The sequence below is a fragment of the Halomonas sabkhae genome (assembly GCF_030409265.1).
Classification (GTDB): Bacteria; Pseudomonadota; Gammaproteobacteria; order Pseudomonadales; family Halomonadaceae; genus Halomonas; species Halomonas halmophila.
The window spans coordinates 129,542-143,520 of record NZ_JAUFPM010000012.1; the positions used below are offsets into that span (position 1 = coordinate 129,542).

The following is a 13,979-nucleotide window of genomic DNA, read 5'->3' on the forward strand; positions in this document are numbered from 1 at the left end:
TCATGTGGAGTGTCAGGCTGTCCCAGCCCCAGGCTTTCGTCGCTCAGCGTCCATCGGCCACCTGCGGCACTTCCAGGACTGTTGGCAGTGCCAACACCTGCCGCGGTTATTGGGGTGATGCCAGTGGCATCACCTGCGGCACTTCCAGGACTGTTGGCAGTGCCAACACCTGCCGCGGTTATTGGGGTGATGCCAGTGGCATCACCCATAGGGCAAATCCTGATCCAGGGGATCCTCGGTACTCGTGTCCGACGTTGCGTTCGCTGAACCAGTTACTTGCGTATCAGGCGCTGCCTCAGTCTCATCACTCGAGGCATCAGGACGCGTCGCTGCCGGTGTTGCCTTGGAGTTTGGCGGCGTCTTGCGAATCGGCGGGGCGTACTTGCTGCGCCGCTTGCCCTGAGCAACGTCATCGGGCAATTCACCGCGCTTCTCGATGGCTTGACGGGCGCGCGCATTGTTGGCCGCCAGGTCATCGCGGGTAATGCCGCTGTAGCCAGGATAGCGCTTGGGGAAATCAACCAGGCCGTGCATCTTGCGATGGACACCCCGAAGGATGTTGTACTCGGCATTGCGTGACATCTGAGCGATGTGACCGGCCAGCACGACCTGACGAATCAGACGGTCATAGTCGATCAACTGGCGAATGGCCAGCCAGCCCAGTTGGCCGCCGGTATAGATCGGCGTGGTGAACGGCTGTTGACTGAGGTTCTCCTCGACCGTCAGCTGATCGGGGAGCCGAGCGAGCCGCTTCTCGGCCAGGTGGAGTTGGTTGTTCAGGTATTGTCGGTTTTCGCGAAGTTTGTCCTCGATCTGGATGAGCCAATAGTCGGCATAGGGATCATCCTGGGCGGCATCTCGCTGAATCTTGCCGATCATGGCCAACATTTGCCGCATCCCGATGATCTGGGGTTTGCCGCTCTCGACGCCCCGTCCATGCCACAACCGTGTCGCCTGGTAGGTGTGCAGCGTCATTCGGATCTTGCTGCGTAGGGCGCCCATTTGCTGCTGCGCTTGTGCTGCCATTGCGGTTCACTCCAGCGTGGATTCCATCTCACGGGTTCGATGGATCGAACGATGACGAACGTTGCACTGCCTGGCGACCGGAAACGTTAAATCCGGTGTTTTACGTTTCTTGGGGCGGATCGTCGGGGGCCAGGCCCGCTCGTCGGAGCCGGCTCTCCAGGTGGGCAATCCGCTGAAGAAGGTCCGTATCCGAGTATTCTCGTCGCATCTCTGCCTCCCACTCGCTGACGTAATCGCGCATAAACTCACGGATGACGTGGGAAGCGGCAGCACTCTCGCGTGATTCACAGGCCGCATGGAACCGTTCTAGCAAAGAACGTGGCACTCGAGCATTGAACCGAATATCTGGGTCTGGACTCATGGCTTGACACCGATGGAAGGCATGAAAGAGGGTTAGAGGTGAGTCGGGTGTACTCACATCAAGGAATCACAATGTCAGGAAGTAATTGGGTCACGCTAATCTCCATCCTTTTGGCGTTCGCTGTTTTAGGGTTCTTTGCCCTCCCGTTCGTTGAATCTCAGCTTGATCATTACCTGGATTTGGTTAAGTGATGTTTGACCATGGCGATCATCCGGTACGACTGGCTGATACTGAACAGCGAGGCAATCAGCAGGAAGGCTGTCAGCCCAACGAACGAACAGAAGTATGCTGAAGCATCAAGATAGCGAAGGCCCTCTGAATGGCTGAGGTGACGATACGCCCGCTGGGCCCACATCCACCCTTGGAGGGAGAACACGAGAGCCATAACCGAGGGCAGCAAAGTGACCAACACCCAGCCGATGACATCGATGATCCGATGAGGCCGGTCATTCCGACCCGCTTGGGCAAGATGAGCAGGCAACGTCCGGCATAAGCGCAGCGGCGGCAACAGCAACAGGACGATGAACGCCACCAAATACCAGTAGAATTCGGCCAGGGTCGTCTGGCGTGTCATGCCCCATAACAGTCCGCCCGCAATCAGAATGAAAGCCGCCATCAAGGCAATGTCGACGCGAAGACGTTGGTGCTCGGTAGGTTTCTTCATAGTGTCCTCCATCCCATCACTTAAAGCGTGTTGCCGTATCAATTCCCTCATGGCCGGCGCCCCCGCCCGACGAGCGCCCGAACTTCCTCGCGCGCTGCCTTGCCTTTCTCGGTCAACACGGGCTTCTCCGGCCACTGGGGCGGCGTCGGCGATACCGATCGCGTCGGTGATGGCTGTGATGGCCGTGTCGCGGCGTAGTGTTGGGCAAACTGCGTGGCGTTGAACTCGCCCTGACAGGCGCGTGTTGCCAGGCTGCGCAGCAGGCCGACCGGGCTACGGCAGTGCCCGGCGTCGACCCGGCCGGCGACTTCGTCCAGGACGAGCTGTTGGGTGTCGTTCGGCAAGGGGGCGAGCCAGTCGGTCACCCGTTGGCGATCCTTGGTGCCCAGGTCCAGACACCCGTGCCAAACCAACCCGGGGTTGGTATTGGTATTACTACCTACAGTACTGGTAGGGGCCGAGTTCGCCTCGCGAACTGAGGGGTAAGTGCTTGATTCTAGGCTGAGTTCGCTACGAGAACTGGGGGCAGTTTCGCTGCCGAACTGCCTTAGTTCGCTACAGGAACTAGGGTATAAGTCGTTGTTTTCAGACTGAGTTCGCCTCGAGAACTGGGCAGTTTTCTGTGCGAACTGGGGCTGGACTTCTTCGAACCGAGCAGCACGCCGCTGTAGTCGCTCCATTGACTGGGGTTTGTGCTTCAGTTTGTCACCGTGTTGCTCGGTTAGCAGAATGCCATCCTCGGCCAATTCGTCCCGGAGTCGTATGGCCACCTCCCGGACAGCGGGCGTCTTGTGGTGGCAGCAGTGGGCGACGAACGTCAGGTAGTCGCGATCGACTAGGGTGGCCTCGGTGGGCGAAACTGGCTCGTCGTGCAGCACATACACGTTGCCGAGCACGCGGCCATTGGTTTCGTGTCGCGCACGATGGGCCAACGACATCCAACGGGTCAGGCGCAGAATGGCGATGACCCGAGCCACGGTCCCTCGAGAGGCATTCTTGCCCACACTTCCTCGCAGCATGGGCTGTAGCTGATCATAGGTGGGAAACGCTGTGGTCTTGTCGTCATTGGCCAGTAGACGGATCATTTGCCAGCCGAGAATATCCACTGCGCCCAATCGCTCATCGAGCAAAAGGGCGCGTGGGACGGTTTCGTGAGGGTTGCCCAGAAACAGCAGCCCATCCAGGGACTCGGTGTCGTCCGTCGAATCCGACGGCGCCGGGGCCTCCCCCCGGCGCGTGACTTGTGACGTGGCCCGACCGATGAGGGCCTGCAGCGTGTCTACCCCGCGCATGCTTGCCTCCTGTCAAAAGGGCCGTCGGCGTCCTCCTCGGCGTCGAGTTCCTCTCGCGGGGCATCCGGTTCAGCCCAGGCCTTGACCAGGTGCCAGAGCACGGCGAGCGGAATCTGGGTTTCCTCGGCCAGGGTCATCATGCCGTACAGGTCGTCGGCCGCCCGGGGCTGATCAGGCGTCTCGCAGATGGACTGCCAGCGGTGCCAGGCATCGTGTTCCACCGCTTCCTCCGGCATGGCCAGGCGCCCCTGACGGGAGGGCAGACCGAGCAACGAGCGGCGCGTGGCGCAGTCGTTGCCGGTCAGGCCAAAGAAGGTCCCCATCATGGTGACGCTAGCTCCGAGCGTCAGGCAGCGGTCGATGCGCGTCTCGCGATCCTGGTCTTCGATCAGTCGCTGCATGACAATCAGCAGCATCTCGTGATCGACGGTCAACCGGCAGACCGCGGGACCGTCGCAGGACAGGGCCTCGATATCGGTGGCACTGAGCCGGCGCAATTCCCGCAGCTCGTCGTCACTGAAACCGAGTGCTCGGGCGCGGCGCATGTTGCCCTCGCGCAGATAGCCGATGGCCTGATTGAGCACGGCGAGGGTCAGCGAACGGCTCATGTGGCGCGATTGTTGGTTCTGGTTCATGAGGCATCCTCCTCAGCGAGAGCATCCTTCAGCAGGCGAATCAAGCGGATCAGGCGGAACAGCCGCACCAGGACCTCGTCCGGCAGCCGTTCGTCGTCGTCAGTGCCGCCGACCAGGGCGCCGAGCACCGACAGTTCCATGGGATAGGCCGGGTTGAGCTCCTCCTCGCCCAGCAGGCTGGCGAGCAGCTGCCAGACACGCTGGGCGCGTTGGCTCTGAGCTTGTTCTTCGCTAAGCGGTTCGAGGGTGTACCCGAGTCCCTCTTCATAAGTGGGCTGGACCGGGTTATAGCTGTCGCCGGGCATATTGAAGCCGGCCCAACGCGCGAGTGCCTGGGCGAACTGGGAAATCTGGATGCGCAGTTCACGTGGTTCACGGTATTGGGGCTCGACGTACCAGAGATCGGTGATCGGGTGCATCGGGCCATTGCTCATCAGCGGAATCGCCCGCAGCGCATTGTCATCGAAGTCGTTGGGCGCTTCGCCATGCTCACGGGTGAGCATGTCACGCAAGCGTCGGTGGCCCGCGGGTTCCTCGACCTCGGAGAGCGTCAGGGCATCACGCCGGTCGTCCAGCAACGCCTCCAGCGATTCGGTGGACGCCGTGTCATCACTCTCCTCCGTGGTGGAGGACGGTGAGGGGACGGTATTAGCCTCCTGTGTGGTCGGCGCGTCGCTCTCATCTTCGGTACGGGCGGCCAATTGGGCCTCCAGCGCACGCACCTGTTCCTGCAAGGCTGACACCTGGTCGTCATCGCCGACGGCCGGCGACTCGGTGGGCGTATTCGATGCCGGGGCGTGGGACGGTTCGGCATCCGTCTCCAGGGTCACCGGTTCCCCGGCGCTGTCTCCCAGTGGCGCCTGATCGTCTGAGCGCGGTGTCATCCGGGGTGGCTGGCGGTTCTCGGTCTCGGGCTCCGCCGGCCACAGCGGCGGGGCATTCTCGGGGTCCCGCGCCCGCTGGATCTCGGCATCCAGGGGCAGCCAGATGTCCTGGCAGTCATCGGTGATCGGCCAGCGACGCTGGCGATATGTCAGGATCTGCTTCAGGGCATTATCGATCGGGAACAGATGAATATCGGTCGAGTGATCTTCGAGCATACCCAGCAGCCGGTCCTCGACGATCGACCAGGGCAGCTCGGTCTGTTCCTCGTGATCGAACTGGCTGAGGACCTCGTGAAAGGCCGGGCCGAATTCCTCCTCGGGCCGTTCGTCGATGTGCTTCCAGATGCGCAGGCACGCCTCGCGGTAGGCGATGATCTTCTTGATCTGTGGCCGGCCAAGTCCGCTTTCCAGGGTCAGCGGCAACGACGGCCAGATATGCTCCACGGTGTAGAGCATCCGCGAGATGTGACTGACGTCGACGGCAAAGCCGAGCTCGCGGGCCTGCCGGGCGAGTGCCCGCTGCGACAGCGTCTCGCCGGCTTCCTCCTCGAGGGTGTGCTTGAGCTGCTCGATGCCCAGGGCCTTCTCGATCCAGGCCAGCTCACCGTGGTCCTGGTCCTCGGACAAGTGGCCGGCCAGCACATGCGCCTCGCTGATCCACGGGCGGTAGATCACCCAGATGGTGTTGAAGTGATCCTCGCCGGTTTCCTCATAGAGTTCGTTGAGGATCTGCAGGCGGGTGTTGCCACCATCGCTGATCATATATTTGTCGTCGCCGGGACGCTGGGTCACCGGCGGTGGTTGCTTCAGCCCCACCTCGCGGATCGACTGCTTGATCTCGTCATAGCGCGGGTTGCGCAGCCTCCGAGGGTTGCGGTCGTAGGGGCGCAACTGGTGCAGTTTCACCTGCATGCCGAACTCCTGGGACGGCGGCGCAGCCTCGTTGACGCGTTGCGAGTTCAGTTGCGGCCCCGGTTTTGTCAGGGCTTCCATCATCTGTTCCTGCGTAGGATGTTTCTTGCTCATGTGAGTCTCCTGCCTCTCCATCCATGCGGCGGAGGGTCAATCCAATTCGTCCTCGGCGCCGCCCGACAGCAGGCGCTCGAGGTTGAGGGTCAGGTCACGCAGCGGGTGGCGGACGGCGTCATCGCTGTCCACGGGCAACTGGCGATGCAGGCAATACAGGTTGTCGAGGACCACGGTCAGGGCCTCGAGGTCGGTCAATGACTGCATCTCAAGCTCGGCCAGACGCCGTGATTCCGCGGCGCTCTCCAGCCGCCGACAAGCGGCGCGCAGCAGCAGGGCGGTGTCGGCCAGCAGGTGATGCCAGGCGGTGAGATCGGCGTTGGCCAGCCAGTGGCGCATCAGGTGCTGCATCGGGCACAGCAGATGCAAGTCGGCCTGGGCGACAGCCTGGTCGAGGCCCAGATAGCACTCCGGGCAGCCAGGCGTGCGTGTGAGCGGAAAATCGACAATGTCAGCCATGTCCCAGCGCCTCCCGTTCCGGCGTCTGGATGGCGTCGTGCAGCTGGACCTGCCGGCCAGCGTCGTAGCCCTGGTGAACCGCCTGGTAATCGTGGTGGCGGAGTTGGCCACGCTGGCGTGGCGTCAGGGAACTGAGCTCGCCCCATCGGCGCTCGGCATAGGCCTCGAGGGCCTCGGATGCCGACGCGGAGAGCTCGACCGGCACGATGGATTCTCGCGCACCGGCGACCCAGGCCTCGGCGAACGCGTCGCCACGGCGGATGCGCGTGGCACGTTTGATGCGCCGGTTGAGCCCCGACTGGTAGGCCTGGCGATCGCGGATCAACTGGCGTTGCAGGACATCGTAGGCGTAGGCGGCCACCTGACTGGCCCCATCGGTGCCCAGAAACTGCCACTGGCCTATCCAGCGCACCTGAGCGCCGCTGAGTCGCGGCGTGGCCGAGTAGATCGCCTGGGTGCCGAAAGCGTTATTGACCAGGGTGGCAAGCGAATTGAGATAGCGGGGCGGCAGCTTGCCCGCCTGAGCGGTGACCGTGTGGTCGGTCACCGACGCCAGGGTGATGTCCTGTTCGCTCAGGCCATAGCGCTGCATCAACTGTTGGGCCTGACGCAGTGCGATGCCGGCTTCATGGGCATTGGCGCTTTGCGATAGCGCGAGGCACCGCTCGATCTTGCGCATGATGCGATCGGGGATCATGAGACACCTCCTGCCGTCAGGGACAGCACGGTGTTGTTGCGTTGGGGGAGGTGGAGCGCCGCCGGCTCTTTGAGCAAGTAACCCTTGACCTTGCGGGCCGGACGGCCGGGGACGCCCACCAGCGAGGCCTCGTGGATGTTGGTCCCATCCTCATGCACCCGGTGGAGGCCCAGTTTCTGGAAGCGCTGTTGGACGTCACGCCAGTCACTGAGCAGGTCATCGTGCTCGAGGCAGAACCGCCGGAAGATACCCGGGCTCACCAACAGCCAGGTGCCCTCGACGCCATGAACCAGGGCACCACGGGTGTTGGTATTCAGACGCCCTTCCTGGAGCCCACGCTGCAGCCAGTAGAGAAAGACTTCGCCGATTGACCGGTTGCTCGGCGCGGCATCCCCCGGGACATCGTCGACGGCCGCGACGCGTGAACGCCTGTCCGGTGCTTGACGGCCATGCTCGATGGCCGAGGCAATCGCCAGGAATTCACTGACACGGCGGAGATTGGCCATCCACCCATTGCGCGACGGCTTTTCCAGGAGCCTGAACACCCCCTGGCGGACATCGTCGCTTTGCAACAGATGTGCATATTGCCCCGAGAGGTGTTCAAACGCGGCGACGATACCGTCGCGCTGCGCCTGTTCAACCGAAGAAGCTGCCAATTGGTCGAGGGGCTGTTCATGGGCCCGTTGCTGATGCTCAGTGTACATAGGCCCCTCCAGTCTGATACGCGAGGCGTTGTGCCCGCCGAAGGCGCGCGATGGCATTACGCTGTGAGCGAACATCGCTCGGCGTGGCACTGGTGAACACTGGCGGCAGGCCCGGCCGGGTCATCCGCAGATGCCCGCCCCGGGTGCGCTGAATGTGCCAGCCGTGGTCGCGGGCATACTGCACGACGCGCTCGACGCCCTTCCCGAATTGGAATTGGTTAGCCATGGCGGACCTCCTCGAGCAGCTGCTCGCTGTGGTGGACGTGGTCCCGGAACAGATCCAGCTGGCCCTCCAGGGCGTGGATCAATTGGCGCTTCCGAGCGCGTAACGCCTGGACGTCACTCTCCAGCTGTTGGTATTGCGTGCGCAGCTCGGCCAGGCGGGTTTCCAACTCGGTGAGTTCCTGTTTCATGGTCTGTTCGTCCATCACGCCATCTCCCGCTCGGCCAGGAGCTCCTCGAGGCGCAGCCCCCAGGCGAGGGAGGCGATGTCCGGTGACCAGGGCTCAATGGGTTCTTCGAGAGGTTCGATACCCTCGAGACAGGGCCACTCCATGGGTGAGGCCGGCAGCAAGTCACGCCGCTCGGTTGCGAGCAGCTGCAAATCGGCCTGTTTGACGCTGGCCGGCAGCACCGGGTCCACGCTGAATCGCTGGGCAATGGCGGACCAGAGGCGTTTCTCGATGGCCTTGTAAGCCGGCAGCATCGATTTCAGCGGCGAGACCATGTCGCCGATGTAGGCTTCGGTGGCGTCGTGCAGCAAGGCGGCCAGGGCGTCCTCACGGGGGACGATCTCGCTGACATGCACACAGTGCTGAGCGACGGAATAGAACCGGCGGGAGTGGCCACCGAATCGGCAGATACGTGACAGCGCCTGGGCAATGTCCTGGTCATCGATGTTCTGCCACGCAGGAAACGTCAGTGACATCGGCGTGCCAGACGCTGTCAGAATCGTGGGCGATGGCGTGGCGGCCAGTGCCTGGTCAACCTGCCGCTGATCGAGTGCGTCACGCACCTGATCGGCAATGGCCTGGCCGCTGTAGCGGCCCTGGCCATCGGGCTCGGCATGAATGCCGAGCATGCCGGCGACCCGGAGCAGTGCCGACTCTGCCGTGATTAAGCGCGCGATCTCCGCCTCCATGTGGTTGATCATGCGACTAGTGGGATCCAAGCCAACGGGCGAGGTAGAAGGCGTATTCATGACTCACCTCCTTTGTCGGATTCTGCGTGCCAGAAGCGCCGCATCCATGTCTCACCGTCGTCCAGGGACTCGTGCAGTTCGTGACCGGCGTAAGCGGACCACTCGATCACAGTGAGCGCAGCCCGCTGCAGGTCGCGGTCCAGGCAGCGCAGTCGGGTGAGTTCGAGCGGCCACTCGGGGCCGTTGTAGATAGCGAGCAAGATCCGGCGACAGTGGTGGCTCTGGCCGCTATATCCCTGGGCCACCTCAGCCAAGCGCTCAAGGGCAGTGGGGCCGCTCTGATCCAGTGTGCTGAGGCGTTGCTCAACGGCTGCCTCTTCTGCAGTGTGTCTCTCGAGGGCGAGACGACTGCGCTCGTTGAGTCGCTGTGACACCTTGGGCATACGGGAATCGGGGGTCATGCGGCACCTCCTGCCAGGGGCGGCACTTGATCAAGGATGTTGAACAGGGTGACCAGGCGTTCGTCGTCGGCCTCCCGAAATCGGGCGAAAGCCGCTTCGCGACAGCCCTCCATCAGGAAAGGGAGCATGTCGGCGAACAGGGTTCCGTCCAGCGGCAGCTCGGTGCCTTCGGTCGGTAACATCGGGATGACCTCCAGCCGCCGCCCCGTGGTGGATTCGGTTACGTTTATCTGGTGGCTGTCACCGATCGTCTCGAGCCAGGCGAACGCGGTAATGGAACGGCCGATGGCCGGGCCAGCCATTACCTCGGCTGAGAGCTCGCCGAAGGCTTTCACCTCAACGGGACCGGTATCCGTCTGGATGAGCCGAGTGGAATTCTCGTCGTTGCCGATGATCCGGGCCGTTTCGTGCAGTTGGCTCATGGCAGCTCCTCCCGGTGTTTCCACTCGAGGTTCTCGAACCGCGTCTGTTCATCGAGCCACGCCAGGTGGACGGTGCCGGTTGGCCCGTTGCGTTGCTTGGCGAGGATCAACTCGGCCAGGCCGAGATTCTCAGGGTTGTCGGGGTGGTAAACGGCATCGCGGTAGACGAAGCCGATCAGATCGGCATCCTGCTCGAGAGAGCCTGAGTCCCGGAGATCGGCCATCGTCGGGCGCTTGTTCGGGCGATTTTCCAGCTGACGGTTGAGCTGGGAGAGGGCGACGACCGGGCAGCTCAGCTCTTTGGCGGTGGCTTTCAGGATCCGGCTGATGGCACTGATCTCGAGGTTGCGGTTCTCACCAGCACTCGGTTCTTCGAGCATCTGCAGGTAGTCCACCAGAATCAGCGCAGGACGGCCGTATTTGCGGGCAATACGCCGAGCCCGTGTCTTCAGGCTGGATGCGTAGATACCGCCTTCATCATCGATGAACAGGCGGTTCTCGAATTCCTTCGCCTTGGCGACCGCTGCAGCCAGAGACGGCCATTGGTCGTCTTCCAACTGGCCGGATCGCAAGGCCTGCAGTGGGAGACGGCCGATGCTGGCCAACATGCGGAGCATGAGGTCCTCGCGGGGCATCTCCAGCGAAAACACGATCACCGGTCCCTGTGCCTGGGTCGCCGTCGACGCCAGGATGTGCTCGGCGATCCCCATGCCCAGGGCGGACTTGCCCATGGAAGGGCGCCCGGCGAGGATCACAAGCTCGGCGGGCTGCAGACCGGTGGTCATCCGGTCGAGGTCGGTAAACCCGGTCCGCACGCCGGTGATGCCGCCGTCCGACTGGGACGCGATGTCGATGCGGTCGACCACCTCCTCGAGGATTTCCTTGACGGAGCCCAGGGCGTGCCGGCGGTCATCGACGAGCTCGAACAGTTGTTGTTCGGCGGCCTCGATGATCGATGTCGCACTATGCCCCTGGGCATCGAGCGCCTGCCGGTTGAGCGCCACGGCCGTCTGTGACAGTTGCCGCAACTGGTAGCGATCGCGGACGATATCGGCGTAGGCGGTGATGTTGGCGGCGGACGGCGTATGCCGGGCAATTTCGGCGAGATAATTCAGGCCGCCGACTGTCTCCAGACGGCTGTGTTGCTCTAGCGCCTCCGACAGTGTCACGACATCAATCGGCGCTTCCTGGGCGATGAGATCGCGCATTGCCTCAAAGACGTAGCGGTGTTCAGGCCGATAGAACATGCCGCCATCAAGACGATCGGCGATGTCATCCCAGGCGCGGTTGTCGAGCATGAGGCCACCGATGACGGACTGCTCGGCCTCGAGGCTGTGCGGTAGCTGGTAGCCGATCTGTGGCACGTCAGTGTGCTGGACGGGAGAATCAGTGCTCATGGCGGCCTCCTTGTGCCTGCAAGGTGGCCTGCAGTCCCGTCAGTGACGGCGCCCATGCCGGGTTGAGTTCGCTGGCGACGTCGATGATCTGATCGGCGCCGGCCGGGGCAACGCGGTCCCGATAGGGTTTGCGGGGTTCAAATCGATGGATCGGTTGGCCGACCGCACTGGCCTGACGGAAAGCCGTCAGGTTACGCAGGGCGCTGTCGAGAATGGTGACGCGCCCGTCGGGATCGTCGTAAAGGTCCCGCAGGGTATTGGCGACGTTCTGGGCGTCACGGGTGTAGTCGAGCCGGTTGAGCATCAGGGAGATGCGCGGCAGGTCCAACGCGGTGTAGCGCGTCAACGGCTCCAGGTCGTCCAGCAGCCCCACCGTGCCGCGGATGAACTCGCGGGCGGAGAGCAACTCACTGGTGATCGGGGACAGCGCGTGGTCCGAGGCCACGACAGCCGCTTCGAGCACAATGGAGCGGGCGCCCTGGGTGTCGATCAGGATGACGTCGTAGTCGGGGAGCTGGCCGAGCAGGTGGTGAAGCCGGAAACGGCCATCCGGGGCCCCATGCAAGAGCTGGGGGAGCTGACCGAGGCTGTCGTTGGAGGTAATCAGGTCCAACCCCTCGATCGTGGTCGAGGAGATGATCTGCTCGGGCTCGGTGATGTTGAGGGCGATCAACTCGTAGATCCCGCCCGGGGCGTCGTGAGCCAGCGGGTAGTAGCTGCTCAGCGTGGGCTGGGTATCGAGATCGATCAGTAGGGTGCGGAAGCCGGCTTCGGCCAGCAAGCCGCCGAGGTTAGCGGTCGTGGTCGTCTTGCCGACGCCGCCCTTGGACGAGATGATGGATATGACGCGCATGCGAAACTCCCGTTATTGGTAAACCAACGGGAGTAACGGTCATAATCTCAACTAGTACTGCTCTCAAGCCGTAGATGGTGCCGACACCAGGAGTCGAACCCGGGACCTACTGATTACAAGTCAGTTGCTCTACCAACTGAGCTATGTCGGCTCGGAACGATCTCAGCTTGGGAAGCAGAACGTAAAAGCGTTGACGTGGCTGGGGTAGCAGGATTCGAACCTGCGCATGCTGATACCAAAAACCAGTGCCTTACCACTTGGCGATACCCCAGCAGTTGTGGTGGCCAGAGACGGAATCGAACCGCCGACACGAGGATTTTCAATCCACTGCTCTACCGACTGAGCTATCTGGCCCGCGCCAACGGTGCGTATTAAACCCTAAACCCTGTTTTGCGTCAACCTTTTCTGTTCAATTCTCTCTTCAGTGAGGTGACAGCGTCCCGCGAGGCGAACTGCCGCACCGACAGGCCGGTTTCCTGTCGTCGGTCGATCACCAGCGGCGGGGCCGCGGCGGATCACTCTTCAGGCGGCACATAGCCTTCCGCCTGGTCGGTCTCCTGGTTGTCGAAGAAGCGTTCCATCTGCTCCATCAGGTAGGCGCGGTCGGTGGCGTCGAGCATGTTGAGGTGCTTTTCATTGATCAGCCGCGTCTGCTGGGCCTGCCATTCGTCCCAGGCACGCTTGGAGACACTGGCCTGTATTTCGCGGCCTTTCTCGCCGGGCAGCGGCGGAAACGGCAGCGCCTCGAGTTCTTGCTGATACTTGCGGCAGAATACGGTTTGACTCATGGGGTGGCTCCTTGGCTGAAGCAGGGTCTCAATCCGGGGCAGAAGCTTGGCCTGCCGGGGCTGACAGGGTGAAGGGTTGCAACGCCTCCAGCAAGCCTTTCACCGGCGCGGCCAGGCCGATGCTGGCCGGCTCGGCCGGGTCGTACCAGTGCCAGCCTTCGGCGACGCTATCGAGCCGCGTCACCCTCGCCGGTTGCGGCGTGATTTCCAGACGAAAGTGGCTGAATACATGGGTGAAGGTGGCCCAGGCGGTGGCAAGCTCGGCCGTGCTGGCGTGCTGGTCGAGCCAGGCCTGCAGCGATGTCATGTCGTCGAACTGCGGCAGACTCCAGAGCCCGCCCCACAGGCCACTGGACGGACGCTGCTGAAGCAGCACACGCCCCTGCTCGTCCTGCAGCAACAGCATCAGGGTCTGGCGCGTGGGGCTGGCCTTCCTGGGCTTGGACTCCGGGAAGCGCTTCTGCTCGCCCCGGGCGTTGGCCACACAATCCGCTTCGAAGGGGCAGCGGCCACATTCGGGCTGGCCACGACGACACAGGGTCGCGCCCAGGTCCATCATGGCCTGGGTGAAATCGACCACCCGCTGATGCGGCGTGTAATGCTCGGCCAGCGCCCACAGACGGCGCTCCACAGCCGGCCGGCCCGGCCAGCCTTCCACACCATGCAGCCGGGTCAGCACGCGCTTGACGTTGCCATCCAGAATCACGGCCCGTCGGCCGGTACTCTGGGCGATGATGGCCCCGGCCGTGGAACGGCCGATTCCGGGCAGCCCGGCCATGGCATCGAGACTGTGTACCGGAAATTCCCCATCATGTTCGTCCATGACGACGCGTGCCGCCTTGTGCAGGTTGCGCCCACGGGCGTAGTAGCCCAGGCCGGTCCACAGATGCAGCACCTCGTCCTGCTCGGCCCCGGCCAGTGCGGCAACATCGGGGAAGCGCTCAATGAAGCGCTCGAAATAGGGGATGACCGTGGTCACCTGGGTCTGCTGGAGCATGATCTCCGAGACCCAGACCCGGTAGGGCGTTCGCTGTTGTTGCCACGGCAGGTCATGCCGCCCATGGACATCGAACCATTCCAGCAGACGACGCTGAAAGGTCTCGGGCGGCAGGATGGCGGGCGTTGTCTCGGTCATGGTCGGGCTCGACACGCAAAAAAGCGCCGATCAC

At 63.0% G+C, this 13,979-nt stretch carries 17 protein-coding genes and 3 tRNA genes; all 20 read right to left on the minus strand.

What is annotated here, in order from left to right; all coding sequences use genetic code 11:
* Positions 1-201: 201 nt before the first annotated feature.
* The gene (locus QWY79_RS08685) at positions 202-1,026 is read right to left on the minus strand and encodes a PFL_4669 family integrating conjugative element protein (RefSeq protein ID WP_290271833.1); all 825 of its coding nucleotides are present in this window, start codon (positions 1,024-1,026) and stop codon (positions 202-204) included.
* Positions 1,027-1,556: 530 nt separating this feature from the next.
* Positions 1,557-2,051, minus strand: coding sequence for a hypothetical protein (locus QWY79_RS08690; RefSeq protein ID WP_290271835.1), 495 nt, complete (start codon positions 2,049-2,051; stop codon positions 1,557-1,559).
* Between the two features lie 47 nt (positions 2,052-2,098).
* Positions 2,099-3,343: an STY4528 family pathogenicity island replication protein gene (locus tag QWY79_RS08695; protein WP_290271836.1), complete on the minus strand. Its 1,245-nt coding sequence runs from the start codon at positions 3,341-3,343 to the stop codon at positions 2,099-2,101.
* Positions 3,331-3,978, minus strand: coding sequence for a DUF2857 domain-containing protein (locus QWY79_RS08700; protein ID WP_290271838.1), 648 nt, complete (start codon positions 3,976-3,978; stop codon positions 3,331-3,333). Before QWY79_RS08700 ends, QWY79_RS08695 begins: the two co-directional genes overlap by 13 nt.
* A complete protein-coding gene (locus QWY79_RS08705; protein WP_290271841.1) occupies positions 3,975-5,888 on the minus strand; it encodes a ParB family protein in 1,914 nt (637 codons plus the stop codon). Before QWY79_RS08705 ends, QWY79_RS08700 begins: the two co-directional genes overlap by 4 nt.
* Before the next feature lie 36 nt (positions 5,889-5,924).
* Complete coding sequence (locus QWY79_RS08710; protein WP_290271843.1) at positions 5,925-6,347, minus strand: hypothetical protein; 423 nt, start codon at positions 6,345-6,347, stop codon at positions 5,925-5,927.
* Complete coding sequence (locus QWY79_RS08715) at positions 6,340-7,044, minus strand: DUF2786 domain-containing protein (RefSeq protein WP_290271845.1); 705 nt, start codon at positions 7,042-7,044, stop codon at positions 6,340-6,342. The genes QWY79_RS08710 and QWY79_RS08715 overlap by 8 nt, the downstream gene beginning before the upstream one ends.
* Positions 7,041-7,748: a conjugal transfer nickase/helicase domain-containing protein gene (locus QWY79_RS08720; RefSeq protein ID WP_290271847.1), complete on the minus strand. Its 708-nt coding sequence runs from the start codon at positions 7,746-7,748 to the stop codon at positions 7,041-7,043. Before QWY79_RS08720 ends, QWY79_RS08715 begins: the two co-directional genes overlap by 4 nt.
* A complete protein-coding gene (locus QWY79_RS08725) occupies positions 7,738-7,974 on the minus strand; it encodes a type II toxin-antitoxin system HicA family toxin (protein ID WP_290271849.1) in 237 nt (78 codons plus the stop codon). The genes QWY79_RS08720 and QWY79_RS08725 overlap by 11 nt, the downstream gene beginning before the upstream one ends.
* The gene (locus tag QWY79_RS08730; protein WP_290271851.1) at positions 7,967-8,176 is read right to left on the minus strand and encodes a hypothetical protein; all 210 of its coding nucleotides are present in this window, start codon (positions 8,174-8,176) and stop codon (positions 7,967-7,969) included. Before QWY79_RS08730 ends, QWY79_RS08725 begins: the two co-directional genes overlap by 8 nt.
* Complete coding sequence (locus QWY79_RS08735) at positions 8,176-8,949, minus strand: HD domain-containing protein (protein WP_290271853.1); 774 nt, start codon at positions 8,947-8,949, stop codon at positions 8,176-8,178. The genes QWY79_RS08730 and QWY79_RS08735 overlap by 1 nt, the downstream gene beginning before the upstream one ends.
* Complete coding sequence (locus QWY79_RS08740; protein WP_290271855.1) at positions 8,946-9,350, minus strand: DUF7673 family protein; 405 nt, start codon at positions 9,348-9,350, stop codon at positions 8,946-8,948. The genes QWY79_RS08735 and QWY79_RS08740 overlap by 4 nt, the downstream gene beginning before the upstream one ends.
* Positions 9,347-9,772, minus strand: coding sequence for a hypothetical protein (locus tag QWY79_RS08745; protein WP_290271857.1), 426 nt, complete (start codon positions 9,770-9,772; stop codon positions 9,347-9,349). Before QWY79_RS08745 ends, QWY79_RS08740 begins: the two co-directional genes overlap by 4 nt.
* Positions 9,769-11,169, minus strand: a complete 1,401-nt coding sequence (gene dnaB, locus QWY79_RS08750; protein ID WP_290271858.1) for a replicative DNA helicase — start codon at positions 11,167-11,169, stop codon at positions 9,769-9,771. The genes QWY79_RS08745 and dnaB overlap by 4 nt, the downstream gene beginning before the upstream one ends.
* The gene (locus QWY79_RS08755) at positions 11,159-12,022 is read right to left on the minus strand and encodes a ParA family protein (protein WP_290271860.1); all 864 of its coding nucleotides are present in this window, start codon (positions 12,020-12,022) and stop codon (positions 11,159-11,161) included. Before QWY79_RS08755 ends, dnaB begins: the two co-directional genes overlap by 11 nt.
* A gap of 75 nt (positions 12,023-12,097) precedes the next feature.
* Positions 12,098-12,173, minus strand: a tRNA-Thr gene (locus tag QWY79_RS08760).
* Between the two features lie 45 nt (positions 12,174-12,218).
* Positions 12,219-12,293, minus strand: a tRNA-Gln gene (locus QWY79_RS08765).
* 7 nt (positions 12,294-12,300) lie between these two features.
* Positions 12,301-12,376, minus strand: a tRNA-Phe gene (locus QWY79_RS08770).
* A gap of 161 nt (positions 12,377-12,537) precedes the next feature.
* Positions 12,538-12,810 (minus strand): oxidative damage protection protein, encoded by a 273-nt coding sequence (locus QWY79_RS08775; RefSeq protein WP_141321039.1) that lies wholly within the window; start codon positions 12,808-12,810, stop codon positions 12,538-12,540.
* Positions 12,811-12,838: 28 nt separating this feature from the next.
* The gene (mutY, locus tag QWY79_RS08780) at positions 12,839-13,945 is read right to left on the minus strand and encodes an A/G-specific adenine glycosylase (RefSeq protein ID WP_290271864.1); all 1,107 of its coding nucleotides are present in this window, start codon (positions 13,943-13,945) and stop codon (positions 12,839-12,841) included.
* Positions 13,946-13,979: the final 34 nt, after the last annotated feature.

Coding starts and splice junctions, on each gene's coding strand:
- QWY79_RS08685 (WP_290271833.1), bottom strand. CDS start 1,026: ATGGCAGCACAAGCGCAGCAGCAAATGGGCGCCCTACGCAGCAAGATC.
- QWY79_RS08690 (WP_290271835.1), bottom strand. CDS start 2,051: ATGAAGAAACCTACCGAGCACCAACGTCTTCGCGTCGACATTGCCTTG.
- QWY79_RS08695 (WP_290271836.1), bottom strand. CDS start 3,343: ATGCGCGGGGTAGACACGCTGCAGGCCCTCATCGGTCGGGCCACGTCA.
- QWY79_RS08700 (WP_290271838.1), bottom strand. CDS start 3,978: ATGAACCAGAACCAACAATCGCGCCACATGAGCCGTTCGCTGACCCTC.
- QWY79_RS08705 (WP_290271841.1), bottom strand. CDS start 5,888: ATGAGCAAGAAACATCCTACGCAGGAACAGATGATGGAAGCCCTGACA.
- QWY79_RS08710 (WP_290271843.1), bottom strand. CDS start 6,347: ATGGCTGACATTGTCGATTTTCCGCTCACACGCACGCCTGGCTGCCCG.
- QWY79_RS08715 (WP_290271845.1), bottom strand. CDS start 7,044: ATGATCCCCGATCGCATCATGCGCAAGATCGAGCGGTGCCTCGCGCTA.
- QWY79_RS08720 (WP_290271847.1), bottom strand. CDS start 7,748: ATGTACACTGAGCATCAGCAACGGGCCCATGAACAGCCCCTCGACCAA.
- QWY79_RS08725 (WP_290271849.1), bottom strand. CDS start 7,974: ATGGCTAACCAATTCCAATTCGGGAAGGGCGTCGAGCGCGTCGTGCAG.
- QWY79_RS08730 (WP_290271851.1), bottom strand. CDS start 8,176: ATGGACGAACAGACCATGAAACAGGAACTCACCGAGTTGGAAACCCGC.
- QWY79_RS08735 (WP_290271853.1), bottom strand. CDS start 8,949: ATGAATACGCCTTCTACCTCGCCCGTTGGCTTGGATCCCACTAGTCGC.
- QWY79_RS08740 (WP_290271855.1), bottom strand. CDS start 9,350: ATGACCCCCGATTCCCGTATGCCCAAGGTGTCACAGCGACTCAACGAG.
- QWY79_RS08745 (WP_290271857.1), bottom strand. CDS start 9,772: ATGAGCCAACTGCACGAAACGGCCCGGATCATCGGCAACGACGAGAAT.
- dnaB (WP_290271858.1), bottom strand. CDS start 11,169: ATGAGCACTGATTCTCCCGTCCAGCACACTGACGTGCCACAGATCGGC.
- QWY79_RS08755 (WP_290271860.1), bottom strand. CDS start 12,022: ATGCGCGTCATATCCATCATCTCGTCCAAGGGCGGCGTCGGCAAGACG.
- QWY79_RS08775 (WP_141321039.1), bottom strand. CDS start 12,810: ATGAGTCAAACCGTATTCTGCCGCAAGTATCAGCAAGAACTCGAGGCG.
- mutY (WP_290271864.1), bottom strand. CDS start 13,945: ATGACCGAGACAACGCCCGCCATCCTGCCGCCCGAGACCTTTCAGCGT.